Annotated in this window: 25 protein-coding genes; 14 read left to right on the top strand and 11 right to left on the bottom strand. The window is 65.2% G+C overall.

From position 1 onward, the window contains the following. Nucleotides 1-140: 140 nt before the first annotated feature. On the top strand, nt 141-1,418 hold the full coding sequence (locus tag RVY76_RS01235) for a glycerate kinase (RefSeq protein ID WP_317375262.1): 1,278 nt from the start codon (nt 141-143) through the stop codon (nt 1,416-1,418). Between the two features lie 81 nt (nt 1,419-1,499). Here the strand turns inward: RVY76_RS01235 and RVY76_RS01240 are convergent, their stop codons facing one another. Beyond that, nucleotides 1,500-2,519, bottom strand: coding sequence for a ribose-phosphate pyrophosphokinase (locus tag RVY76_RS01240; protein WP_317375263.1), 1,020 nt, complete (start codon nt 2,517-2,519; stop codon nt 1,500-1,502). A 106-nt stretch (nt 2,520-2,625) separates the two neighbouring features. Between RVY76_RS01240 and RVY76_RS01245 the strand changes: the two genes are divergently transcribed. Then, the gene (locus RVY76_RS01245; protein WP_317375264.1) at nt 2,626-3,222 is read left to right on the top strand and encodes a 2-hydroxychromene-2-carboxylate isomerase; all 597 of its coding nucleotides are present in this window, start codon (nt 2,626-2,628) and stop codon (nt 3,220-3,222) included. A gap of 6 nt (nt 3,223-3,228) precedes the next feature. On the opposite strand, the gene RVY76_RS01250 is transcribed toward RVY76_RS01245, so the two are convergent. From RVY76_RS01250 to RVY76_RS01270, 5 genes are all read right to left on the bottom strand, one after another. After that, the gene (locus RVY76_RS01250; protein ID WP_317375266.1) at nt 3,229-4,269 is read right to left on the bottom strand and encodes a low specificity L-threonine aldolase; all 1,041 of its coding nucleotides are present in this window, start codon (nt 4,267-4,269) and stop codon (nt 3,229-3,231) included. Next, nucleotides 4,269-4,739, bottom strand: coding sequence for a YcgN family cysteine cluster protein (locus tag RVY76_RS01255; RefSeq protein WP_317375267.1), 471 nt, complete (start codon nt 4,737-4,739; stop codon nt 4,269-4,271). The genes RVY76_RS01250 and RVY76_RS01255 overlap by 1 nt, the downstream gene beginning before the upstream one ends. Then, the gene (locus RVY76_RS01260) at nt 4,736-5,656 is read right to left on the bottom strand and encodes a bifunctional riboflavin kinase/FAD synthetase (protein ID WP_317375269.1); all 921 of its coding nucleotides are present in this window, start codon (nt 5,654-5,656) and stop codon (nt 4,736-4,738) included. Before RVY76_RS01260 ends, RVY76_RS01255 begins: the two co-directional genes overlap by 4 nt. 55 nt (nt 5,657-5,711) lie before the next feature. After that, nucleotides 5,712-6,584: a TIGR01459 family HAD-type hydrolase gene (locus RVY76_RS01265; RefSeq protein WP_317375270.1), complete on the bottom strand. Its 873-nt coding sequence runs from the start codon at nt 6,582-6,584 to the stop codon at nt 5,712-5,714. A gap of 105 nt (nt 6,585-6,689) precedes the next feature. After that, the gene (locus RVY76_RS01270; protein ID WP_317375271.1) at nt 6,690-7,616 is read right to left on the bottom strand and encodes a manganese-dependent inorganic pyrophosphatase; all 927 of its coding nucleotides are present in this window, start codon (nt 7,614-7,616) and stop codon (nt 6,690-6,692) included. 104 nt (nt 7,617-7,720) lie between these two features. Between RVY76_RS01270 and RVY76_RS01275 the strand changes: the two genes are divergently transcribed. From RVY76_RS01275 to RVY76_RS01290, 4 genes are all read left to right on the top strand, one after another. Further along, entirely contained in the window at nt 7,721-8,368 is a 648-nt protein-coding gene (locus tag RVY76_RS01275; RefSeq protein ID WP_317375274.1) for a DUF2161 domain-containing phosphodiesterase, read from the top strand. Between the two features lie 125 nt (nt 8,369-8,493). Then, entirely contained in the window at nt 8,494-8,781 is a 288-nt protein-coding gene (gene groES, locus RVY76_RS01280) for a co-chaperone GroES (RefSeq protein ID WP_317375275.1), read from the top strand. A gap of 49 nt (nt 8,782-8,830) precedes the next feature. Continuing rightward, the gene (gene groL / locus RVY76_RS01285; protein WP_317375276.1) at nt 8,831-10,474 is read left to right on the top strand and encodes a chaperonin GroEL; all 1,644 of its coding nucleotides are present in this window, start codon (nt 8,831-8,833) and stop codon (nt 10,472-10,474) included. 144 nt (nt 10,475-10,618) lie between these two features. Continuing rightward, nucleotides 10,619-11,326 carry an esterase/lipase family protein gene (locus RVY76_RS01290; protein ID WP_317375277.1) on the top strand — a complete coding sequence of 236 codons (708 nt, stop codon included), beginning with the start codon at nt 10,619-10,621 and terminating at the stop codon, nt 11,324-11,326. Here RVY76_RS01290 and RVY76_RS01295 read toward each other — a convergent pair. The 3 genes from RVY76_RS01295 to RVY76_RS01305 all read right to left on the bottom strand — a co-directional run bounded on the left by RVY76_RS01295 (nt 11,323) and on the right by RVY76_RS01305 (nt 13,151). After that, on the bottom strand, nt 11,323-12,387 hold the full coding sequence (locus RVY76_RS01295) for a 5-(carboxyamino)imidazole ribonucleotide synthase (protein WP_317375278.1): 1,065 nt from the start codon (nt 12,385-12,387) through the stop codon (nt 11,323-11,325). The genes RVY76_RS01290 and RVY76_RS01295 overlap by 4 nt on opposite strands. After that, on the bottom strand, nt 12,380-12,865 hold the full coding sequence (gene purE / locus RVY76_RS01300; protein ID WP_317375279.1) for a 5-(carboxyamino)imidazole ribonucleotide mutase: 486 nt from the start codon (nt 12,863-12,865) through the stop codon (nt 12,380-12,382). Before purE ends, RVY76_RS01295 begins: the two co-directional genes overlap by 8 nt. Before the next feature lie 70 nt (nt 12,866-12,935). After that, entirely contained in the window at nt 12,936-13,151 is a 216-nt protein-coding gene (locus RVY76_RS01305) for a YdcH family protein (RefSeq protein ID WP_317375281.1), read from the bottom strand. 170 nt (nt 13,152-13,321) lie between these two features. Between RVY76_RS01305 and RVY76_RS01310 the strand changes: the two genes are divergently transcribed. After that, nucleotides 13,322-13,765: an Hsp20 family protein gene (locus tag RVY76_RS01310; protein ID WP_317375282.1), complete on the top strand. Its 444-nt coding sequence runs from the start codon at nt 13,322-13,324 to the stop codon at nt 13,763-13,765. Continuing rightward, nucleotides 13,762-14,001 carry a DUF1150 family protein gene (locus RVY76_RS01315; RefSeq protein ID WP_317375283.1) on the top strand — a complete coding sequence of 80 codons (240 nt, stop codon included), beginning with the start codon at nt 13,762-13,764 and terminating at the stop codon, nt 13,999-14,001. Before RVY76_RS01310 ends, RVY76_RS01315 begins: the two co-directional genes overlap by 4 nt. 52 nt (nt 14,002-14,053) lie before the next feature. Here the strand turns inward: RVY76_RS01315 and RVY76_RS01320 are convergent, their stop codons facing one another. Then, the gene (locus RVY76_RS01320) at nt 14,054-14,947 is read right to left on the bottom strand and encodes a cation diffusion facilitator family transporter (protein ID WP_317375285.1); all 894 of its coding nucleotides are present in this window, start codon (nt 14,945-14,947) and stop codon (nt 14,054-14,056) included. 40 nt (nt 14,948-14,987) lie between these two features. Then, a complete protein-coding gene (locus tag RVY76_RS01325; protein WP_410796002.1) occupies nt 14,988-15,500 on the bottom strand; it encodes an SH3 domain-containing protein in 513 nt (170 codons plus the stop codon). A gap of 121 nt (nt 15,501-15,621) precedes the next feature. Here RVY76_RS01325 and RVY76_RS01330 point away from each other — a divergent pair, with 121 nt between their 5' ends. The 6 genes from RVY76_RS01330 (at nt 15,622) to RVY76_RS01355 (ending at nt 21,642) form a co-directional block, all read left to right on the top strand. After that, complete coding sequence (locus tag RVY76_RS01330; RefSeq protein ID WP_317375287.1) at nt 15,622-16,608, top strand: D-glycerate dehydrogenase; 987 nt, start codon at nt 15,622-15,624, stop codon at nt 16,606-16,608. 116 nt (nt 16,609-16,724) lie between these two features. After that, complete coding sequence (locus RVY76_RS01335; protein WP_317375289.1) at nt 16,725-16,922, top strand: CsbD family protein; 198 nt, start codon at nt 16,725-16,727, stop codon at nt 16,920-16,922. Between the two features lie 132 nt (nt 16,923-17,054). After that, on the top strand, nt 17,055-18,698 hold the full coding sequence (locus RVY76_RS01340) for an alpha-glucosidase (protein WP_317375291.1): 1,644 nt from the start codon (nt 17,055-17,057) through the stop codon (nt 18,696-18,698). Between the two features lie 153 nt (nt 18,699-18,851). Beyond that, the gene (gene rpsD, locus RVY76_RS01345) at nt 18,852-19,472 is read left to right on the top strand and encodes a 30S ribosomal protein S4 (protein ID WP_317375293.1); all 621 of its coding nucleotides are present in this window, start codon (nt 18,852-18,854) and stop codon (nt 19,470-19,472) included. A gap of 176 nt (nt 19,473-19,648) precedes the next feature. Beyond that, nucleotides 19,649-20,734 (top strand): histidinol-phosphate transaminase, encoded by a 1,086-nt coding sequence (gene hisC, locus RVY76_RS01350; protein WP_317375295.1) that lies wholly within the window; start codon nt 19,649-19,651, stop codon nt 20,732-20,734. Continuing rightward, complete coding sequence (locus RVY76_RS01355) at nt 20,734-21,642, top strand: prephenate/arogenate dehydrogenase family protein (protein ID WP_317375297.1); 909 nt, start codon at nt 20,734-20,736, stop codon at nt 21,640-21,642. Before hisC ends, RVY76_RS01355 begins: the two co-directional genes overlap by 1 nt. The last annotated feature ends 1 nt before the right edge of the window (nt 21,643 follow it).

The following is a 21,643-nucleotide window of genomic DNA, read 5'->3' on the forward strand; positions in this document are numbered from 1 at the left end:
TCTAACTGCAATGGTGTGCCGAACCCCACGGTTCCGGTCTGCTGCTTATTATCCCACCGACCATGCTGTCGCTTGATGTTGTCGACGGGGCACGAAGCCGTCATGTTCGCCTCGAAAGATGCTTGCGAACCGGACCAGACATGATCGACGACCCGAAGACCTTTCTGACGGATCTCTTCAAGACGGCGGTCGCCCGTGCCGATCCAATGGAGGTCGTCCCGGCTCATCTGCCGCCACGTCCCGACGGACGCCTGATCGTGATCGGTGCGGGCAAGGCCAGTGCACGGATGGCCGAGGCGGCGGAGGCATATTACGGACCATGCGACGGCCTCGTGGTCACGCGCTATGGCTACGGCCGGCCCTGCGAGAAGATCGAGATCGTCGAGGCCGCGCATCCGGTGCCCGACGCTGCGGGACAGGAGGTGACCCTGCGGCTTCTGGACCTGCTCTCCGACCTCGATGAAGGGGATCTTGTGGTCGCCTTGATCTCTGGCGGAGGATCCGCACTGCTTTGCGCGCCGATCGACGGTCTGACGCTCGACGACAAGCAGGTGCTCAACCGCGCGCTCCTGTCGTCAGGCGCGCCGATCTCTGTAATGAACCGCATCCGCAAGCATGCGAGCGCCGTCAAGGGAGGCCGTCTGGCTGCTGCCGCGGCTCCCGCGAGAATCCTGAGCCTCGTCATCTCCGACGTCCCCGGCGACGATCCTGCCGAAATCGCCTCGGGGCCCACGACGGGCGACGGAGAGCGGGAATGGGAGCCGGTGGCCGAGCTCGTCTCCCGATATGGCATCGAGCTGCCGGAACGTATCCTCGAAATCATCCGTGAGGCGGAAGGGCCGCTTCGGGCGGTCGACCCGCTGCTGTCGCATGCCGAGACCATCATCGTCGCGGCCCCGCGCCAATCGCTCGACGCTGCCGCCGCCGCGGCGCGCGACCGCGAAATCGATGTCCGGATCCTGGGCGACGCGTTGGAAGGGGAGGCACGAGACCTTGCCCGCGATCAAGCGGCCGAGGCGATCGAGATCGCTGAAAGCCTTGGGGCAGGTGATGCACCCGTTCTGCTGCTGTCCGGGGGCGAATGCACGGTGACGCGGCGCGGCGATGGGACGGGCGGACCGAATGCCGAATTCGCGCTGGCCGCCGCCTTGGCGCTCGACGGTCATCCGAGGATACATGCCGTCGCCTGCGACACCGACGGCGTCGATGGCGCGGCCGAGATCGCCGGAGCCTATGTCGGTCCCGAAACGCTCTCGCGTGCGGCTGACTTGGGCGTCGATCCCGTTGCAGCACTCGAACGCAACGATGCACATACGTTCTTCAGAGCGCTGGGCGATCAGATCGAAACCGGCCCGACCCTTACCAACGTGAACGATTTTCGGGCCTTCCTCGTCCTGCCGCCGCAACCATCCAGTTGAAGGGCGGCACAGTCGCCCCTCTTTGCTTTCTGAAATACGCATGTCGGTCCGCCGGAGCCCGGGGCGGGGCGGATCCCACCGTCACGTCCCGGAATAGAGCCCTTCGTAGATCGGCCCGAGCGTCTCGGGATCGAAGAGCGAGCTTACCGACGTGCCGTGCCAGATGTTGAGGATCGCCTGTGCGAGCATCGGGGCGGTCGGAACGATGCGGATGCTCTGCGACTGGCGTACGGCATCCGTCGCCTCGATGCTGTCCGAGATGACGAGCGATTTCATCACCGAATTCTCGACCCTGTCCACGGCCGGTCCCGACAACACGCCGTGGGTGATGTAGGCGTGCACCTCTTTCGCGCCTTGCGAGATCAGCGTCTCGGCCGCCTTGCAGAGCGTGCCGGCGGTGTCGACGATGTCGTCGACGATGATGCAGGTCTTGTCCGTCACGTCGCCGATCACCGTCATCTCGGCCACTTCACCGGCCTTCTCGCGGCGCTTGTCGACGATCGAAAGCGGTGCGTTGATCCGCTTGGCCAGTTCGCGCGCGCGGGCCACACCACCGACATCGGGCGAGACCACCATCAGATCGTTGAGCTGGTCGCGGAACATGTTGCGGATGTCGAGAGCGAAGACAGGCGACGCATAGAGGTTATCGACGGGAATATCGAAGAATCCCTGGATCTGCGCGGCGTGAAGGTCGAGCGTCAGAACACGTTCGATGCCCGATTCGACGATCATGTTGGCGACGAGTTTCGAGGTGATCGGCGTGCGAGCCTTGGTTCGCCGATCCTGCCGTGCATACCCGAAATAGGGAATGACGGCCGTGATCCGCGCGGCCGACGAACGTCGCAGCGCATCGGCCATGATAAGCAGTTCCATCAGGTTGTCGTTTGCCGGATTTGACGTCGGCTGGATGATGAACATGTCCTCGCCGCGCACGTTCTCGTAGACCTCGACGAAGATCTCGGCATCGTTGAACCGTTCGACCCGTGCATCCACCAGACCGATATTGAGGCCCCGATGCATCGACATGCGACGCGAGATCGCCTTCGCCAGAGTCCGGTTTGCATTGCCGGAGATCAGCTTCGGCTCGAGTGAGTTTGGCATTGAACGAGGTCCTCGGATCCGCTGCGCCGCTCGGATTCGCGACGTTTGACACCGCCTAGCACGCGTCTAGGATCGGGGGAACACAGACAGTTGAACGGGCATTACTTTGGCGCAAATCGACTACTACTTCTCGCCGGTCTCACCCTACACCTACCTGTCGGCCATGCGGCTCGAGCGTATTGCCCAGGCGCACGGGGTTTCGATCGCGTATAAACCGTTCGACGTCGCCGGACTTTTCGCACGGACCGGTGGTCTGCCCCCGAAGGATCGGCATCCGAACCGGCAGGCCTACCGTGAGCAGGATCTCGCGCGGACGGCTGCCTATCTGGATCTTCCGCTGAATGTCCGGCCGATGTTCTGGCCCACGAATCCGGCCCCGGCCTCCTATGCGATCATCGCCGCACAACTGGCGGGAGGGGGCGATGTCGGAAAGCTCGCCCATGCGCTCGCCCGGGCCTGCTGGGCCGAGGAACAGAATGTCGCGGACGACGCGGTGATCCGTGTCTGCCTCGATGGGGCGGGGTTCGATCCGGGCCTCGCCGATAGCGGTCTGCTGACCGGTGCCGAAATCTATTCGCGCAATCTCGAGGAGGCCTTCGCCGCCGGTGTCTTCGGTGCGCCTTTCTACGTCACCGAAGATGACGAAAGGTTCTGGGGGCAGGACCGGCTCGATCAGCTCGACTGGCATCTCGGCCGATCCTGACGGATTTTACCCGATGAGGTCGAGGAATCGTTCGGTATTGTCGTCACTCGCCGACCAGTCGCAGACGAGCCGCGCGGGTACCATCGCGTCATCGGGGCCGTCCAGGTTGCCCATCGAATAGAATTGCGCCCCCGCATCGCGCGCCCGCAGATGCGCAGCACGCGGAAATTCGCAATAGACCATGTTCGCCTGCGGCTCATGCAGAAGGCGCGCGTCATTGTTCTCGCGAAGTCCCTGCGCAAGCCGCGCGGCGGATTTGTTGGCCGACCGCGCCATCTCCAGCCAGAGATCGTCGCGCAGATAGGCTTCCATCTGGGCGCTGAGATAACGGTGCTTCGAAAAGAGATGCCCGCCGCGCTTGCGCCTGAGTTCGAATTCCCAGGCGTGTTTCGGATCGAAGAATATCGCCGCCTCGACGCCGAGAAGCCCGTTCTTGGTGCCACCGAAGCTCACCGCATCGATGCCCGAGCGCCAGGTCAGATCCGCCGGCGAGACGTCGAGGCCAACCAGTGCGTTCGCGATCCGCGCTCCGTCGAGATGTACGGGAAGACCGGCATCCTTCGCGATCCCCGTCAGACTGCGAAGATGATCGAGGCCGTAGACTGTTCCCCGCTCGCTGACCGTGGTCAGCGTGAGTGGACCGCGCTGCACGCCATGCACGACGCCCTGCGCGGTGGCCGCGACCCTCGCCCGAAGGCTCTCGGGGTCCATGAGGCCGTCGGGCGCATCGACGAGCGTCAGTTTCGCGCCGCCGGTGAAGAATTCAGGCGCACCGCATTCGTCTTCCTGCACATGCGCCACGTCGGAGCAGAAGATCGTCTCCCACGGCTCGCAGAGCGTCGCGAGAGCGAGCGCGTTGCACGAGGACCCCGTCCCGACGAGGTAGACCGCCGCCTCCGGTGCCTCGAAGACGTCGCGGATCCGTGCCACGACCGCGTCCGTGGCCGGGTCTTTGCCGTAGGGCATCGCGTAGCCCTCGTTCGCGTCGATCAGGGCGCGCATGACCTTGGGATGGGCCGGTCCGGAATTGTCGGAAGCAAAGTGCATCAGGTCGGTTCCTCGATGATGTGATCCTCCCAATCCTCCTCGTCGACCTCGAATTCGGGCACGGTCAGGCCCTGCGCAGAGACGCCCGCATCGTGCACGCTCTGGGGGTCGCCGGTAAGAAGGGGGTGCCAGGGATAGAGCGGCTTGCCCTCGTGGAGCAGGCGATAGGCGCAGGTTCTGGGCATCCAGTAGGCTGCATCCGGCAGCGTCTTCGGCGTCAGGACCACGCATTCGGGCACGAATTGCTTGCGGATCTCGTAATGCGCGCAACGGCAGGTCCCGTCGTCGAAGAGACGGCACGCCACGCGCGTCAGCTCGACCTCGCCCGTCTCCTCGTCCTCGAGCTTGTTGAGACAACACTTGCCGCAACCGTCGCAGAGCGCCTCCCATTCCGCGCTCGACAGTTCCTCGAGCGGATAGCGCTCCCAGAATCGCGGCCGGCCGACACTGCGCTCGATCGGATCGCTCACGAGAGGATCTCCCGTGCCTGCGCGCTGTCGATGTCCATCTGACGGATCAACGCGTCGAGGCTGTCGAACTTCTCCTCGCCGCGCAGATACTCGACCAGCCCCACGGACAGATGCGTGCCGTAGAGGTCCCCGGCGAAATCGAAGAGATGCGTCTCGAGATTAGGGAGGTTTTCGCCGAACATCGGACGCACGCCGAGAGAGGCCACCCCCGGATAGGTCCCTTCGTGCGGGCCTGCCGCCACGTCCACCGTAACGGCATAGACGCCAAGCTTCGGCAGGTGCAGACCGTCGAGGCCCATATTGGCCGTGGGATACCCCAGATCGCGGCCCCGTCTGTCGCCATGCAGCACCGGTCCCTCGATCCTGTGAAGGTGCCCCAGAAGCTGCGCGGCGAGCCGTGGATCGCCCTCGCTCAGCGCGTCGCGGATGCGGGTGCTCGAGACCTCGACGCCGTCGCTTTTTCTCAACCGGGCGATCGTGACGTCGAACCCGAAGCGTTCTCCGAGGGCGCGCAGCGTCCCGGCATCGCCCGCGCGATCGCGTCCAAAGCGGAAATCTGCCCCCGTCACCACATGCGAAAGGCCGAGAGCGTCCCTGAGGATATCGCCGGCAAATTCCTCGGGCGACAGACGCGTCAGCGTCCTGTCGAACGGGATCTCGAAGAGATGGGTGACGCCGAGCTTGTCGAGCCTGTGGGCACGGGCTTCCCGGTTCATCAGTCGAAAGGGCGGTGCGTCGGGTGCGAAGACCTCGCGCGGATGAGGCTCGAACGTCACGACGGAGAGTGGTGCGCCGTGCCTGCGTGCGATGTCGATCACCGCCTGATGGCCGAGATGGACGCCATCGAAATTGCCCATCGCGGCACTCGTGCCGCGAGCTTCCTCGGGGATATCTGTAATGTCGCGGAAGCTGCGCATGGCACTCGCGATACCGGGAGGGGCCCGCCCGCGCAAGGGGCCCGGAGCGGTGCGATCAGCGCAGCTTGCCGATGGTGAATTCGGGATTGGCGCGCTGCGTGTCCAGGAAGCGGTCGAGTGCCTCCGGCTCGGGCTGACGTTCGGTGGCGGTTTCCTTCAGCGCCAGTCCGCCCGAGACGAACAGCACGTCGAGCCCTTCGAGCGCGCCTCCGAGCACGTCGGTCGCGATACCGTCGCCGATGGCGAGGATGCGCTCGTCCGGCACCGGGTCACCGAATTCGGCAAGCCGCCTGCGCGCCAGGTCATAGACCGGCGGATGCGGCTTTCCGAAGGACAGGACCTCGCCGCCCATCGATTTGTAGAGCTCGGCGATCGCGCCGCCGCAGAATTCGCGCTTGTCGCCCTTGTCGACGACGATGTCGGGATTCGCGCTCAGAAGCTTCAGCCCCCGCGCCTTGGCCGAGAGAAGCTGCGGCCGAACGGCCTCGGGTGGCTCGGATGGGTCGAACGGGCCTGTCACCACGATCCCCTCGGCCTCCCCGAGCGGGACGCGCTCGATCGCAACCGGATCTTCGACGGTCGCGATGGGTTCGAAGAAGACATGGTCCCGCTCCTCCCCCATGAAGTAGATGCGGGACCCGACCGCTCCGCGGAACATGGCGTCGCGCGCCGCGTCGCCCGAGGTCGCAATCGTATCCCAGGCGTCATCGGGCACGCCCAGCGCCTCGATCTGCAGGGCCACCGAGGCGCGGGGCCGCGGCGCATTGGTCAGCAGCACGACCGAGCCGCCACGCGCCCGATAGGCCCTGAGGGCCTCGACCGCTTCGGGCAGCGCCGCAATCCCGTCATGCACGCAGCCCCAGAGATCGCAGAAGAGCGCGTCATACTCGTCCGAGATCTCTTCGAGCGCCTCGATGATCCGCGTCATTCTCGTTCTTCCTCAATGGTGCCGGGGCCGCTCGTGCGACCGCGCTCTCTTTGCTTTTCCAAGTACGCACGGTCCGCCCGAACGATTTCGGCGGGCGGTCTGCCCTCAGAGCGTCAGGTTCGGGATGATCTGCTTCTTGCGCGACACGATCCCGGGCAGCACGACCTGATCGGCTTCCTTGCCGCAGACGGTCGAGAAGCTCTTCTCGGCGATGCCGCGGACGGTGTCGTTGGGCAGGAGCATCGTCGCTTCTTCCTTCAGGATATCGACGATGAAGAGCAGGACTTCCTCGACGCCATCCTCCTCGGCGACGTCGCGCATCGACGCGATCAGTGCGTCCTTGCGGCTCAGCACGGTTTCCGGGGATGTCGTCTCGAGCACGCTCACCCGGAACTTGCGACCGTCGATCTCGGTCTCCTTGCTGTCCATCCGCAGGAGTTCCGCATCCGAGAAGGCCGAGACGTCGGACTTTGCCGCGAACATGTCCGAGGCGAAGGCGGGGATCTGGACATCGAGCTCTTCGGCGAGCTTGCGCGCGAGCTTCTTGTCCGTCTCGGTCGTGGTCGGCGAGCGGAATTCGAGTGTGTCGCTCAGGATGCAGGCCAGCATCGTGCCCTTCGCCCAGTCGGGCATCTGCTCGGCGTCGCGACCGATCAGCTTGTGGATGATCGTCGCCGTGCAGGCCAGCGGCTTCATCGTGATGTTGATCGGACCCTTGGTCTGCAATCCGGGCACCAGGCGGTGGTGATCGATGATGCGGCGGATGTCGGCATTGTTGATGTTGGCCGGAAGCTCCGCAGGATTGTTGGTATCGACGATGACGACCCGCTGTCCGTCCTCCACGTCGTCGATGATCCGCGGCTTCGGAAGGTCGTACTTCTTCAGAAGCCAGGCGGCTTCGGTGTTGGGCTCGCCCAACAGGACGGCTTCGGCCGTCTGGCCGAGCACGTCGTTCAGATACCACGCCCAGAGGATGGCGGATCCGGTCGTGTCGGTGTCGGGTGCCTTGTGGCCGAAGACGAGGGTGCTCATGTCGATGTCCCTGAAAATCACAATCGGCGTGCTTATAGGCCGGGACGATATGTTTGTCACCGCCCGGCGATTCCATCGACCGGGCGGCTGCGCTAGGCAGGGGAATGACCGCGCGCGAAACCGATCTCTACGCTCCCCTGAAGGCGTTTCTGGAAAGCCAGGGCTACGAGGTGAAGGGGGAGGTGGGGCGCGTCGACCTGATGGCCGTCCGGGGTGCCGAGCCGCCCGTCCTGGTCGAGATGAAGCTCTCGTTCACGCTTTCGCTCGTCCATCAGGGAATCGACCGGCAGGCGCTCAGCGACTGGGTCTATCTCGCGGTGCCGCATCCGAAGGGCGGGGTCCGCAAGCGCCCTCTCGCGCTCTGCCGTCGCCTGGGGCTCGGCCTCGTCACCGTGCGGATGAATGACGCGCTCGTGACGGTCCATTGCGATCCCGCTCCCTTCGCGCCGCGCCGGTTCCCGGCACGACAGGGGCGGCTCCTGCGCGAATTCGCACGGCTCGAGGGCGATCCCAATATCGGCGGGGGAACGCGGCGCGGATTAATGACGGCCTATCGGCAGGATGCGCTCCGATGCGCGGCCCACCTGGCGGTCGAAGGTCCCGCGCGTGGTGCCGAGACCGCGCGCGCGACGGGTGTCGCCACGGCGACGCGGATCATGCGCGACAACCATCACGGCTGGTTCCGGAAGGTCCGTACGGGCGTCTACGACCTGAGCGAGGCGGGTCACCGGGCGATTCCCGACCGGGACTGATTTTTGTCCGAAACTGACTTCCAATCCAGTTGACACGAAGTTGACGCGTCCCTACTTCACCGTCCGTTAGCACTCGACGAGACGAGTGATAACCTAAAGCAACGAACTCATAGGAGCGTTCAGAGATGGCATTCACTCCCCTGCATGACCGCGTGCTGGTCCGCCGTGTCGAATCCGACGAGAAGACCAAGGGTGGTCTGATCATCCCCGACAGCGCCAAGGAAAAGCCCCAGGAGGGCGAAGTCGTTTCGGTCGGCCACGGGGCCCGCGACGAAGACGGCAAGCGCGTCGAGATGGACGTCAAGGCCGGAGACAAGATCCTGTTCGGCAAGTGGTCGGGCACCGAGATCACTCTCGAAGGCGAAGAGCTGCTCATCATGAAGGAATCGGACATACTCGGCGTCATCGCCTGAGCCGACCGTTCCCTCAGCTAAACCCCAGACATTCGAAGGAGGAGCCATCATGGCTGCCAAGGACGTCAAATTCGACACCAATGCCCGCGACAAGATGCTCAAGGGCGTCAACACGCTCGCAAATGCGGTGAAGGTCACGCTCGGCCCCAAAGGCCGTAACGTCGTCATCGAGAAGAGCTTCGGTGCCCCCCGGATCACCAAGGACGGCGTTTCCGTCGCCAAGGAGATCGAGCTCGAGGACAAGTTCGAGAACATGGGCGCGCAAATGGTCAAGGAAGTGGCCCAGCGCACCAATGACGAGGCCGGCGACGGAACCACGACCGCCACGGTGCTGGCCCAGGCCATCATCAAGGAAGGCATGAAGTCGGTTGCCGCCGGCATGAACCCGATGGATCTCAAGCGCGGCATCGATCTCGCCACCTCCAAGGTCGTCGAGCACATCCGCTCGGCCGCCCGCAAGGTCGAGAACTCCGACGAAGTCGCACAGGTCGGCACCATCTCCGCGAACGGCGAGGCCGAGATCGGCCGTCAGATCGCCGACGCGATGCAGAAGGTCGGCAACGAGGGCGTCATCACCGTCGAGGAGAACAAGGGCCTCGAGACCGAGACCGACGTCGTCGAGGGCATGCAGTTCGACCGTGGCTACCTCAGCCCCTACTTCGTGACCAACTCCGACAAGATGATCGCCGAACTCGACGATTGCATGATCCTCCTGCACGAGAAGAAGCTCTCCTCGCTGCAGCCGATGGTCCCGCTTCTCGAGCAGGTCATCCAGAGCCAGAAGCCGCTCCTCATCATCGCCGAGGACGTGGAAGGCGAAGCGCTCGCCACGCTCGTGGTCAACAAGCTGCGCGGCGGCCTGAAGATCGCGGCCGTCAAGGCTCCGGGCTTCGGTGATCGTCGCAAGGCCATGCTGCAGGACATCGCGATCCTGACGGGCGGCCAGGTCATCTCCGAAGATCTCGGCATGAAGCTCGAGAACGTCACGATGGACATGCTCGGCACCGCCAAGAAGGTCTCGATCACCAAGGACGAGACGACCATCGTCGATGGTGCCGGCGAGAAGTCCGAGATCGAGGCGCGCGTCGCCCAGATCCGTAATCAGATCGAGGAAACCACCTCGGATTACGACAAGGAGAAGCTGCAGGAGCGTGTGGCGAAACTCGCAGGTGGCGTCGCGGTCATCCGCGTCGGCGGCATGACCGAAGTCGAGGTCAAGGAGCGCAAGGACCGCGTCGACGACGCGCTGAACGCGACCCGTGCGGCCGTTCAGGAAGGGATCGTCGTGGGCGGCGGTGTCGCTCTCGTCCAGGGTGCCAAGTCGCTCGAGGGCCTGAAGGGTGAAAACTCCGACCAGGACATCGGCATCGCCATCGTCCGCAAGGCGCTCGAAGCGCCGCTGCGTCAGATCGCCGAGAACTCCGGCGTCGACGGATCGGTCGTTGCCGGCAAGATCCGTGAATCGGACGACCTGAAGTTCGGCTTCAACGCGCAGACCGAAGAATATGGCGACATGTTCAAGTTCGGCGTCATCGACCCGGCCAAGGTGGTGCGTCACGCGCTGCAGGACGCGGCCTCGATCGCCGGTCTGCTCATCACGACCGAAGCGATGGTCGCCGACAAGCCGCAGAAAGAGAACGCCGGTGGCGGCGGCGGCATGCCCGACATGGGCGGCATGGGCGGCATGATGTAATAGGGCCCACGCCCTTTACTCCGCCATGTTGCGGTCAAGGCAAAGGGCCCCTCGCGGGCCCTTTGTCGCGTTCTGCGACCGGGCATTCTGGCGATTGAAGCATGCGGACCTGCAACCTAACCCCGATTGGGGTATTGTCCCTTCATGCTGAATGCCCTGCTGCTCCTGCTCCTGTCGGTTTTCGGATCGTCCACGGCCATAGCCGAGGCCGAGGAGGAATGCGTCGTCCTGCTGCACGGGCTCGCGCGCAGCTCCGCCTCCATGGCGATCATGGCAGAGGCCCTGCAGGCACAAGGGTTCGGGACGGTCAACGCGGATTACCCCTCCACCGCCGCCCCGATCGAGGAACTGACGCAGGATATCGTCCCCCGCGCCGTCGCGGCTTGCGGCGATCGACGCGTCAGTTTCGTGACGCATTCCATGGGCGGCATTCTGGTCCGGGCCTGGCTCGAGGATCATCGGCCGGACAATATGGGCCGGGTCGTCATGCTCGCCCCTCCCAATCACGGCACCGAACTGGTCGATGCCTTCGACGAACTCGTCGCCTTCGAATGGTTGAACGGAGAGGCCGGCCTGCAACTCGGAACCGATGAGGAATCGTTTCCCAACCGCCTCGAACTGCCTGATTTCGAGCTTGGCGTGATCGCGGGGGACCGCTCTCTCAACCCGATCTATTCTTCGATGATCAACGGCCCCGACGACGGGAAGGTCTCGGTCGAATCGACGCGGGTCGAAGGCATGGACGATCACATCGTGATGCCGGTCACCCATACGTTCATCATGGTCAATCCGGGCGTGATCTCGCAGGTGGTCGCGTTCCTGCGCAACGGGCGGTTCGACCGTGGCGGCTAGCGCCGGCGGTTGACATGTCCCATCTTGCGGCCCGGCCGCGCTGCGCCCTTGCCATAGAGATGCAGCGAGGCGGACGGATCGCGGAGGATCGCGTCGATCCCGTCGACGTCGTCGCCGATCAGGTTCTCCATCGTGATATCGCCGCTTCGGGATCCGTCGCCGAGAGGCAGGCCGGCGATCGCACGGATATGCTGCTCGAACTGATCCACCGGGGCCCCGTCCTGCGTCCAATGGCCTGAATTGTGAACCCGCGGCGCGATCTCGTTGACGAGAAGACCGTCCTTCGTGACGAAAAGCTCGATCCCCATGACGCCGACGTATTCGAGCGCGTTGAGGATCCGCCCGGCAAGCAGGACAGCATCCGTGGCGACCGAATGGGAAACAGCGGCGGGAACCGTGGTCTTGCGCAGGATCCCGTCGACATGCTCGTTCTCGCCGGGGTCGTAGCAGGCGATGGACCCGTCGAGTCCCCGCGCCGCGATGACCGAAATCTCGCGCTCGAACGCGACGAAGCCTTCGAGCACCGCAGGCGCGCCGGATATCGCGTCCCAGGCGGCATCTGCTTCGGAGACATCGTCGATCCGGACCTGCCCCTTTCCGTCATAGCCGAAGCGCCGGGTCTTGAGGATCGCGGGCGTGCCGAGCTCTGCGAGTGCGGCGTCGAGCGCCGCGCGATCGGCCACATCCGCGAAGGGGGCGGGCGACAGGCCAAGATCCGCAAGCCAGGTCTTCTCGGTCAACCGGTCCTGCGAGACGCGCAACGCCTCCCGACCGGGACGGATCGGGCAATGCCGTTCGATCGTGTCGAGCGCATCCGTCGGGATGTTCTCGAATTCATAGGTCACGACGTCGACGGACCGGGCGAAACGCGTCAATGCGTCCACATCGTCATACGCCGCCTTCAGATGGAAATTCGCGACATGCGCGGCGGGCGGATCGTCCGACGGGTCGAGGATGCAGCATTTGTATCCGAGGCGCGCCGCCGCGACCGACAGCATGCGGCCGAGCTGCCCGCCTCCCAGGATGCCGATGGTCGCGCCGGTGGGAAGCCGATCACTCATCGGTCGGCTCCTCGGGAATGGAGGCCGAAAGGGCCGCCCGCCACGCATCGAGCCGCTGCGCCAGATCCGCATCGCCGAGCGCGAGGATGCCGGCAGCCATGAGCCCCGCATTCGCGGCCCCGGCAGAGCCGATCGCCATGGTCGCCACCGGATACCCCTTGGGCATCTGGACGATCGAATAAAGGCTGTCGACGCCCGAAAGCGCGCGGGTCTGTACCGGAACGCCGATCACGGGCAGGCGGGTCTTGGACGACATCATGCCGGGCAGATGTGCTGCCCCGCCGGCACCGGCCACGATCACCTTGAGGCCCCGGTCGACCGCATTGCGCCCGTATTCCCAGAGACGGTCCGGCGTTCGGTGGGCCGACACGATTCGCGCCTCGTAGGTGACCCCGAGTTCATCGAGGATCGCCGCCGCCTCGCGCAGGGTCGGCCAGTCGGACTGGCTCCCCATGATGATGCCGACATCGACCGCCATTCGCGCCTCCGGTTCCGCCTGCGGCCGTTATAACAGCCATGTCGGACTGAACCAGTCCCACGGTCACCCTTCAGGCGATGATGTCGGGAAAGAGGCGATCCTCGAGGGCCGCGATGCGGTCCTTGAGCGCCAGCTTGCGCCGTTTCAGCCGTTGAAGCGTCAGCATGTCCGTGCCCGCGGCCCGTTCCTGAAGCGCGCGAACCGACTCGTCGAGATCCCGGTGCTCGTGCTTGAGCACCTCGAGCTCCACGCGCAGGATCTCGTCTTCTTCCATCTTGCGGTCCATCGCACAGGCTCCTCGTTCCGCGAGGCTCCGGCATGCCGCCGGTGCCCAAATGCCCCCGGGCCACGGCGCACTTGCGCGGGACCGGGCCCTCTCCCATATCTAGCACAAGCAGGCGGTTGCCGGAACGGGGCCGTTTGGAGATCACACGATCGCTTTGAAAAGGACGTGTCATGACGAAGATGGCTTTGGGGTCTCACCCATTCCTGCTCGGTTTCGAGCAGCTCGAACGACTTGTCGAGCGTACGGCAAAGTCCGATGCCGGCGGGTATCCGCCCTACAACATCGAACAGGTGAGCGAACGGGAATACAGGATCACCCTCGCGGTGGCAGGTTTCCCGGAAGAGGCGCTCGAGATCACCGTCGAGGACCGGCAGCTGGTCGTTCGCGGCCGCCAGTGCGAGCCGGATGGCGAGAGGATCTTCCTTCACCGTGGCATCGCGTCGCGTCAGTTCCAGAGGACCTTCGTCCTTGCGGACGGCGTTGAGGTGACGGGTGCAGGGTTGAAGAACGGCCTTCTTCACCTCGATCTCGAACGCGCGCCTCAGGACAGGATCGTCCGAACTATCGCGATCGAGCGTGATCGATCCGACAAGGCAAAGGAGTCAGAGACATGACCGATGAATATCAGGGCGTCCTGAAGGACGATACCGGTGCAGAGGACAAGATCGTCTATGTGCGCCCCGTCGAGGTCGCGGACCTCCCCGAGGAAATCCGCGAACAGGCTGAGGGGCTGGACCTCATCTACGCCGTGCACAACGCCGACGGTGATCGGCTCGCGCTCGTGAAGGACCGGGATCTGGCCTTCGTGGTCGCGCGGCAGAACGACCTTGCCCCGGTAAGCGTTCACTGAGGCGGAATCTATACCGACAGCATGCGGCCCCGGACAATCGTCCGGGGCCTTTTCATTCGGGGCTGAGCCCGCGCACCGGATCCTTGTGAATGATCACGTCGGTCTGCGGGTATTTTTCCAGGATGGCCCGGCGCAGGCCCGCACCGATGTCATGCGCCTCGGCGAGCGTGAGCGAGCCGTCGATCTCCACGTGAATGTTGACGAAGACCCGGCTTCCGGCCGTCCGGGTCTTCAGATCGTGATGTCCGTGCAGCCCCGGCCAGTTCCGCGCGAGCGTCTCGATCCCCCGCACCATCTCGTCGGGTGCGGCCCGGTCCATCAGCGCATTCCAGGCCCCTGCGGCGATGCGGATCGCCCCGGCCGCGAGCAACACGGCCGCGGCGAGTGCAATGAAGCTGTCGAGCGCGAAGATACCGAACCGGGCCGAGACGAAGAGGGCCACGATCGCGCCGAGATTGGGCAGAAGGTCGCTCAGGTAATGAAGCCTGTCGGCAAGCACCACGCGGTTTCCGGTGGTCCTGGCGATGCGCGATTGCAGGATCACGAGGCCGATCGTCAGGACGATGCCGAAGACCATGACGGCTATGCCCGCCCCTTCGTTCGCGAGGGAGCCGTCCTCGGGTGTCGCGATACGCATGATGGCGGCAACGGCGATCGCGATGGACGAGACGAGGATGAAGGCCGATTGCCCGAGCGCGGCCAGATCCTCGGCCGAGGAATGTCCGAAGGCGTGGTCGTGGTCCGGCGGTCGCTGCGCGTAGCGGACGGCCGCGAAGCCGGCGAGCGATACCATGAGGTCCAGCGCCGAATCGGCGAGCGATGCCGCGACCGAAAGCGACCCCGTCGCCGCGAGCGCCCAGAACTTGGCCAGAACGAGCAGCATCGCCACCAGGACCGACGCCCCCGTGGCGATCAGGTTCAGACGATTGTTGCGTGCGACATCCATGCGCGGGGGATTAGGACGGCGAAGGCCGGGACGGCAACCGCTATTCTATGATCTCGGTCGGCTCGACACCCCAGAGCGCGGTCTTGTGCGTCCACCCGCCATATCCGCCGGCGCGCAGGCGGCACCATTCGACGCCGCATTGCTCGATCCGGGCCACGACGCCCCGACGCAGGCGGGCATTCTCGGGAGAGCCTTCCACCGGCTTCATCAGGAGGGCGATCTCGTCCTCCTCGATCATCACGGTGCGCACGCCCGACAGCAGCGAGTAATGGACCCATCCGCCCAGACCGTCGCGATCCTCGACCCGGCGCCAGTGCCCGTGCTCGGCGGTGATCTGCAACGGAAGATCCTTGAGACGGTACACCCAGTCGATCCGGTGACCGAGCGACGGGCCCCGCCGCACGTTCCCCTCGGAGGCCTTCATCGAGACGAAACGCGGCAAGGGCAGGTGGGTCACGGGGCCGAGCGTGTCCTGCGCGGGCGCGGCGTGCCCGAGGCCCGCGACGAGCATTGCCGCGACGGCAAGCGTCGCCTTCTTCACCGTGACTGCCATATGCCACTCCGCCTCTGGGATAGGGGTCGTTCGGTCGGGCCTTCTTCGCATCTTGTGCCGGGTCCCGTTCGCCTGCACCTTGCGCCAAACGGAAGCCGACGGAAAGGCGGAGAACGCGTGCATGGGTCCTGAACGTCTGAGTGTTGTCGTCACGCGACGCCTTCCCGGCCCGATCGAGGGCCGGCTGGCGGAACTCTTCGACGCGACGCTCAGATCCGAGGATGCGCCGATGACCCGCGAAGAGCTCGTCGCCGCGATCCGGAACGCGGACGTCCTCGTGCCGACCATCACCGACCGGATCGATGCGGGCCTTCTGGGTCGGGCGGGCACCCGGCTGAAGCTCGTCGCGCATTACGGGGCGGGCGTCGACAACGTGGATGTTCAGACCGCACGTCAGCGCGGCATCCTCGTCTCGAACACGCCGAACGTGACGACCGAGGATACGGCCGACATGACGATCGGTCTGATGCTGTCGGTGACGCGCCGCATTCCCGAAGGTCTCGCGATCATGCAGCGCGCAGGCTGGACCGGATGGTCGCCGACCGCCAATCTCGGGCGCCGGGCGACGGGGCGTCATCTCGGCATCCTCGGCATGGGCCGGATCGGCCGCGCGGTGGCGCGCCGCGCCCGGGCCTTCGGGATGCAGGTCCATTACCACAACCGCACGCCATCGGGTCCGTGCGAGGACGGTCTCGCCGAGGCGACCTATCACCCCTCGCTCGACCAGATGCTCGCGCGGATCGACGTGCTCTCGATCAACTGCCCCCACACGCCCGCGACCTTCCACCTTCTCAACGCTCGGCGGATCGCCCTGATGAAGCCCACTGCCGTGGTCATCAACACGTCGCGGGGCGAGGTGATCGACGAGGCCGCGCTGGCCCGCGCGCTGGAAGGCGGGCGGCTCGCGGGGGCCGGACTGGATGTCTTCGAGCATGGCGACGATGTCGATCCCCGTCTGCGCGCGCTGCCGAACGTGGTCCTGCTTCCGCATATGGGGTCGGCCACGCATGAGGGCCGCATCGAGATGGGAGAGCGCGTCATCGCCAATATCCTGGCCTTCTCCCGCGGTCAGCGGCCGCCGGATCAGGTCGTGCCCGGGACGTTCTGAAACCGGTTTCGCGGCGAAACCTGACACTCGTCAGGTATTTATCCGTCCGGAACCGCGCGCGGAACGCGCAGGTTGGCGGAGAGACGACATACCGAGGCACGAGGAGGACCGAGGACATGAACTGGGATCAGATCGCCGGAAGCTGGAAGCAATTCACGGGCCGGATCCAGCAGAAATGGGGTCAGCTGACCCATGACGAGGTGGACGAGGCGAAGGGCGACCGCGAGCGTCTCGAGGGCATCATCCAGAAGAAGTACGGCGTGACCAAGGAAGAGGCGCGCGCGCAGATCGACGAATGGATGGCCAAGCAGTGATCGCAATCCGGCGCGGGCATCATGGCCCGCCCGCGCCGTTCCAGCCATGGACCGGAACGCGCGTCATGTCCGGGCCTTGCACCACGCGCGGGGCGGTGAGACTTTGATCCGGCAATGCTGACGGGACAGGCAATGAACGACATTCGACGGGACATTCCCTGGTGGAAACGCGCCGTGGGCTATCAGATCTATCCGCGCAGCTTCGCGGACGGGAACGGCGACGGTATCGGCGACATTCCGGGTATCGTCGGACGTTTGGACCACCTGAAGGATCTGGGCGTCGGCTTCATCTGGCTCAGCCCGGTCTACGCCTCGCCGCAGCGCGACAACGGCTACGACATCTCCGACTATCGCGCGATCCATCACGAATACGGTACGCTCGACGATTTCGACAGGCTGGTGGCCGAGGCAAAGGACCGCGGGATCGGCATCGTCATGGACCTCGTGGTCAATCACAGCTCGGACGAACATGCGTGGTTCAGGGCAGCCGCCGCGTCGCGCGATGCGCCCGAGCACGGATATTACGTCTGGCGCGAGGGTCGCGAGGGCGGCCTTCCGCCGACAGACCGGCGGGCCATCTTCGGCGGGCCGGCCTGGACCTATGTCGCGGCCGTCGACCGCTGGTATCTGCACACGTTCAGCCCGGGCCAGCCCGATCTCGACTGGAGCAATCCCGCGCTCCGCGCCGAGATTTACGATATGATGAACTGGTGGATCGCCCGCGGCATCGCGGGTTTCCGGATGGATGTGATCGACCTCATCGGCAAGGATGTCGATCGCGACCTCTTCGACGAGGGGCCCTTCGTCTGGGACCATCTGGGCGAGATGGCCCGCGAAACGTTCCAGGGTCGCGACCTGGTCACGATCGGAGAGAGCTGGGCCGTCAGCCGCGAAAGCATCATGCGCTATATCGGCGAGGACGGCCCGCTCGACATGATGTTCCACTTCGATCACGTGAAGCTCGGCTGGGATCCGGACTTCCACAAGTTCCGTCCGCGCGAGGTGACGCCCTCGATGCTGAAGCGCGAGATCATCGCCTGGCAGAATGCGCTGCGCGATGACGGGTGGGACGCGCTGTTCCTGTCGAACCACGACCTGCCGCGGCAGGTCTCGCGCTATGGCGACGACGGAGCGCATCGCGTGGCCTCGGCAAAGGCGCTCGCCACGATGCTGCACATGCTGCGCGGCACGCCGTTCGTCTATCAGGGCGAAGAGATCGGCATGACCAATTTCCACGCCTCGTCGCTCGACCAGTTGCTCGATGTCGAGGTGCACGGACAATACCGGCAGTTCCTCGATCAGGGTCTCGGCCACGACGAATTCATGGCGGGCGTCAATCTCAACGGGCGCGACAATGCCCGGACGCCGATGCAATGGGACGGTCGGGCAGGGGCGGGGTTCACCAAAGGTACGCCCTGGATCGGGCTGAACCCGAACCATGCCGAGATCAACGTGGCCGCCGATCGCGCCGATCCCGACGGCATCTTCGCCTACTACGCCCGGCTCATCGCGCTGAGGGCCGAGCATCCCGTGATCGCCGACGGGGGCTTTCGTGCCCATCTCGAGGATCATCCGGCCGTGCTCGCCTTCACCCGGGGGCATCGCAACCGCCGCCTCTCGGTCATGGTGAACCTGACGGGCGAGGCGCAGAAATTCGTCGTGCCCGACGCGATGGCCGGGTCCGGCACATCGCTTGTCGCGACGCACGGGGCGCGCGCCGGGTTGCAGGGCGAGATCACGATGGAGCCGTGGGAGGCCTTCGCGCTGCTGCGCTGAGGGCCGCGTCTTGTTGACACGCGCGACGATGCGCTTATAAGGCGCGCTTCGATGGTGTTGGTGGCCCCCGCGAGGGGATGCCTGTCGGGTGAGGGCCAAGGCCCGAGGCCAAAGGACAACGCCCTTTTGACACGACGCAAAAGGAGATCAGCCGTGACCAAACGCACGTCTGCCAAGTACAAGATCGACCGCCGCATGGGCGAGAACATCTGGGGACGCCCGAAATCCCCGGTGAACCGCCGCGAATACGGCCCCGGCCAGCACGGCCAGCGCCGCAAGGGCAAGATGTCCGATTTCGGCATCCAGCTTCGCGCCAAGCAGAAGCTCAAGGGCTATTACGGCGACCTGACCGAAAAGCAGTTCCGCCGCATCTATGCCGAGGCCGAGCGTCGCCGCGGCGATACCGGCGAGATCCTGATCGGCCTTCTCGAGCAGCGCCTCGACGCGGTCGTCTATCGCGCCAAGTTCGTCGCCACCGTCTTTGCCGCGCGCCAGTTCGTGAATCACGGCCATGTCCTCGTCAACGGCAAGCGGGTGAACATCCCCTCCTTCCGCGTCCGCGAGGGTGACGTCATCGAGGTCCGTCAGAAGTCGAAGCAGCTCGCCTCCGTTCTCGAGGCCGTCGGCCTGCCCGAGCGTGACGTGCCCGATTACATGGATGTCGATCACACCAAGATGACGGCGACCTTCACCCGCGTTCCGGGCCTGGGCGACGTGCCCTATCCGGTGCAGATGGAGCCGAACCTGGTCATCGAATATTACGCTCAGAACTGATCCGAAGGATCATCGGAGCTTGGAAAGGCCGCCCCGATCCGGGCGGCCTTTTTCGTGCGCGGCGTCGAGCGACCGCGCGATTTCGGACTGACGGTGGCGCGGCAGGCGCGAGCGACGATAAGCGTCTGGTCAGCCAAACGCGGCCCCGTTAGGAAGGGGCGCGAAGAGGATCACGCATGACCCACGCTATCGAGCCGAAAGCCGGCATCATGGAAATCGCGCTCTATCAGGGTGGCGCAAGCCGCGCCCCGGGCGTGAGCGACGTGGTGAAGCTGTCGAGCAACGAAAACCCGCACGGCCCGCCCGAATCGGCGCGGGAGGCGCTGAGGAAGACGGCGCACCTGCTGCACCGCTATCCCTCCACCGACCATGCGAGCCTGCGACAGGCGATCGGCGAGGTGCACGGGCTCGACCCCGAGCGGATCATCTGCGGGGCGGGCAGCGACGAGCTCATCCACATGATCTGCCAGGCCTATACCGGACCGGGCACCGAGGTGATCCATACCGAGCACGGCTTCGCGATGTATCGCATCAGTTCGCTCGCCTCCGGGGCCACGCCGGTGGAGGTGCGCGAGCACGAGCGCAAGGTCGATGTCGATGCGATCCTCGACGCGGTCAACTTTCGCACGCGGCTGGTCTTCATCGCGAACCCGGCCAATCCCACCGGCACGATGCTCGGCAGCAACGAGATGGGTCGGCTCGCGGCGGAGTTGCCCGATCATGTGCTTCTCGTGCTCGACGGGGCCTATGCCGAATATGTCGACGGCTATGACGGCGGTGCCAAGCTGGTCGACAAGCGCGAGAACGTCGTGATGACGCGGACGTTTTCCAAGATCTACGGTCTCGGCGGTCTGCGCGTCGGCTGGGCCTACGGTCCGGCGCATGTGATCGACGTGCTCAACCGCGTTCGCGGACCCTTCAATCTGGGCGAGGCGCAGCTTGCCGCCGCCGAGGCGGCCGTGCGGGACCGCGACTTCGTCGACCGCTGCCGGGCCGAGAATGCCCGCATGCGGACCTGGATGGCCAAGGCACTGGCCGAGCTTGGCGTGATGTCCGATACCTCGACGGCGAATTTCATCCTGGCCCGGTTCGACAGCCCGGCGGAGGCCGAAAGATGCGAGGCCCATCTTCGTGCCGACGGTCTGCTGGTCCGGAATGTCGGTGGCTACAAGCTGCCCAATTGCCTGCGTATCACCGTGGGCGACGAGGCATCGTGCCGCCGGGTCGTCCATTCCATCGCCAAGTTCAAGGGACAGGATTGATGAGCCGGCTCTACGATCGCGTCGCCCTGATCGGGCTGGGCCTCATCGCGGGGTCCATGGCGCTCGCCATGAAGCGGGGAGGCCTCGCGGGCGAGATCGTGGGCCATGCGCGCTCGGCCGAGACCATGAAGGTCGCGATGGAGCGGGGTCTCTGCGACCGGGTCTGCGACACGCCCGAAGAGGCCGTCGCCGATGCCGATCTGGTCGTTCTGGCCGTCCCGGTCGGTGCGATGTCCGAGATCGCCGCGCGGATCGGGCCGCATCTCAAGCCGGACGCGACCGTCACCGATGTCGGATCGGTGAAGCGCGCCGTGATCGATGCGGTCGCGCCGCATATTCCCGAAGGCGTGGTCTTCATTCCGGGCCATCCGCTCGCCGGGACCGAGCAATCGGGCCCGAGCTCCGGCTTTGCCGAGCTTTTTCGCAACCGTTTCGCGCTGCTGATCGACGAAGGCGTGCCGCCCGAACCGCTCGACCGGTTGGCCCAGCTCTGGAAGGGGATGGGCGCGCAGGTCGACGTGATGGATGCCGATCACCACGACCTCGTCCTCGCCGTGACGAGCCACTCGCCGCATCTCATCGCCTACACGATGGTCGGGGTGGCCGACGATCTGAGCCGCGTGACCGACGGCGAGGTCATCAAGTATTCCGCCGCGGGATTTCGCGATTTCACGCGCATCGCGGCGTCGGATCCCACGATGTGGCGCGACGTGTTCCTCAACAACCGCGAGGCGACGCTCGAGATCCTGGGCCGATTTACCGAGGAGCTCTTCGCGTTGCAGCGCGCCATCCGGACGGGCGACGGCGACATGCTCCACGACTATTTCACACGGACCCGCGCCATCCGTCGCGGCATCGTCGAGGCGGGTCAGGATACCGGCGCGCCCGATTTCGGACGGGGGCAATGAC

It is taken from the genome of Palleronia sp. LCG004 (assembly GCF_032931615.1).
Lineage (GTDB): Bacteria > Pseudomonadota > Alphaproteobacteria > Rhodobacterales > Rhodobacteraceae > Palleronia.

Bases quoted from the DNA above. Each gene is read 5' to 3' on its own strand.
- RVY76_RS01235 (WP_317375262.1), top strand. From the start codon at position 141: ATGATCGACGACCCGAAGACCTTTCTGACGGATCTCTTCAAGACGGCG.
- RVY76_RS01240 (WP_317375263.1), bottom strand. From the start codon at position 2,519: ATGCCAAACTCACTCGAGCCGAAGCTGATCTCCGGCAATGCAAACCGG.
- RVY76_RS01250 (WP_317375266.1), bottom strand. From the start codon at position 4,269: ATGCACTTTGCTTCCGACAATTCCGGACCGGCCCATCCCAAGGTCATG.
- RVY76_RS01260 (WP_317375269.1), bottom strand. From the start codon at position 5,656: ATGCGCAGCTTCCGCGACATTACAGATATCCCCGAGGAAGCTCGCGGC.
- RVY76_RS01265 (WP_317375270.1), bottom strand. From the start codon at position 6,584: ATGACGCGGATCATCGAGGCGCTCGAAGAGATCTCGGACGAGTATGAC.
- RVY76_RS01270 (WP_317375271.1), bottom strand. From the start codon at position 7,616: ATGAGCACCCTCGTCTTCGGCCACAAGGCACCCGACACCGACACGACC.
- RVY76_RS01275 (WP_317375274.1), top strand. From the start codon at position 7,721: ATGACCGCGCGCGAAACCGATCTCTACGCTCCCCTGAAGGCGTTTCTG.
- groES (WP_317375275.1), top strand. From the start codon at position 8,494: ATGGCATTCACTCCCCTGCATGACCGCGTGCTGGTCCGCCGTGTCGAA.
- groL (WP_317375276.1), top strand. From the start codon at position 8,831: ATGGCTGCCAAGGACGTCAAATTCGACACCAATGCCCGCGACAAGATG.
- RVY76_RS01290 (WP_317375277.1), top strand. From the start codon at position 10,619: ATGCTGAATGCCCTGCTGCTCCTGCTCCTGTCGGTTTTCGGATCGTCC.
- RVY76_RS01295 (WP_317375278.1), bottom strand. From the start codon at position 12,387: ATGAGTGATCGGCTTCCCACCGGCGCGACCATCGGCATCCTGGGAGGC.
- purE (WP_317375279.1), bottom strand. From the start codon at position 12,865: ATGGCGGTCGATGTCGGCATCATCATGGGGAGCCAGTCCGACTGGCCG.
- RVY76_RS01305 (WP_317375281.1), bottom strand. From the start codon at position 13,151: ATGGACCGCAAGATGGAAGAAGACGAGATCCTGCGCGTGGAGCTCGAG.
- RVY76_RS01310 (WP_317375282.1), top strand. From the start codon at position 13,322: ATGACGAAGATGGCTTTGGGGTCTCACCCATTCCTGCTCGGTTTCGAG.
- RVY76_RS01315 (WP_317375283.1), top strand. From the start codon at position 13,762: ATGACCGATGAATATCAGGGCGTCCTGAAGGACGATACCGGTGCAGAG.
- RVY76_RS01320 (WP_317375285.1), bottom strand. From the start codon at position 14,947: ATGGATGTCGCACGCAACAATCGTCTGAACCTGATCGCCACGGGGGCG.
- RVY76_RS01325 (WP_410796002.1), bottom strand. From the start codon at position 15,500: ATGGCAGTCACGGTGAAGAAGGCGACGCTTGCCGTCGCGGCAATGCTC.
- RVY76_RS01330 (WP_317375287.1), top strand. From the start codon at position 15,622: ATGGGTCCTGAACGTCTGAGTGTTGTCGTCACGCGACGCCTTCCCGGC.
- RVY76_RS01335 (WP_317375289.1), top strand. From the start codon at position 16,725: ATGAACTGGGATCAGATCGCCGGAAGCTGGAAGCAATTCACGGGCCGG.
- RVY76_RS01340 (WP_317375291.1), top strand. From the start codon at position 17,055: ATGAACGACATTCGACGGGACATTCCCTGGTGGAAACGCGCCGTGGGC.
- hisC (WP_317375295.1), top strand. From the start codon at position 19,649: ATGACCCACGCTATCGAGCCGAAAGCCGGCATCATGGAAATCGCGCTC.
- RVY76_RS01355 (WP_317375297.1), top strand. From the start codon at position 20,734: ATGAGCCGGCTCTACGATCGCGTCGCCCTGATCGGGCTGGGCCTCATC.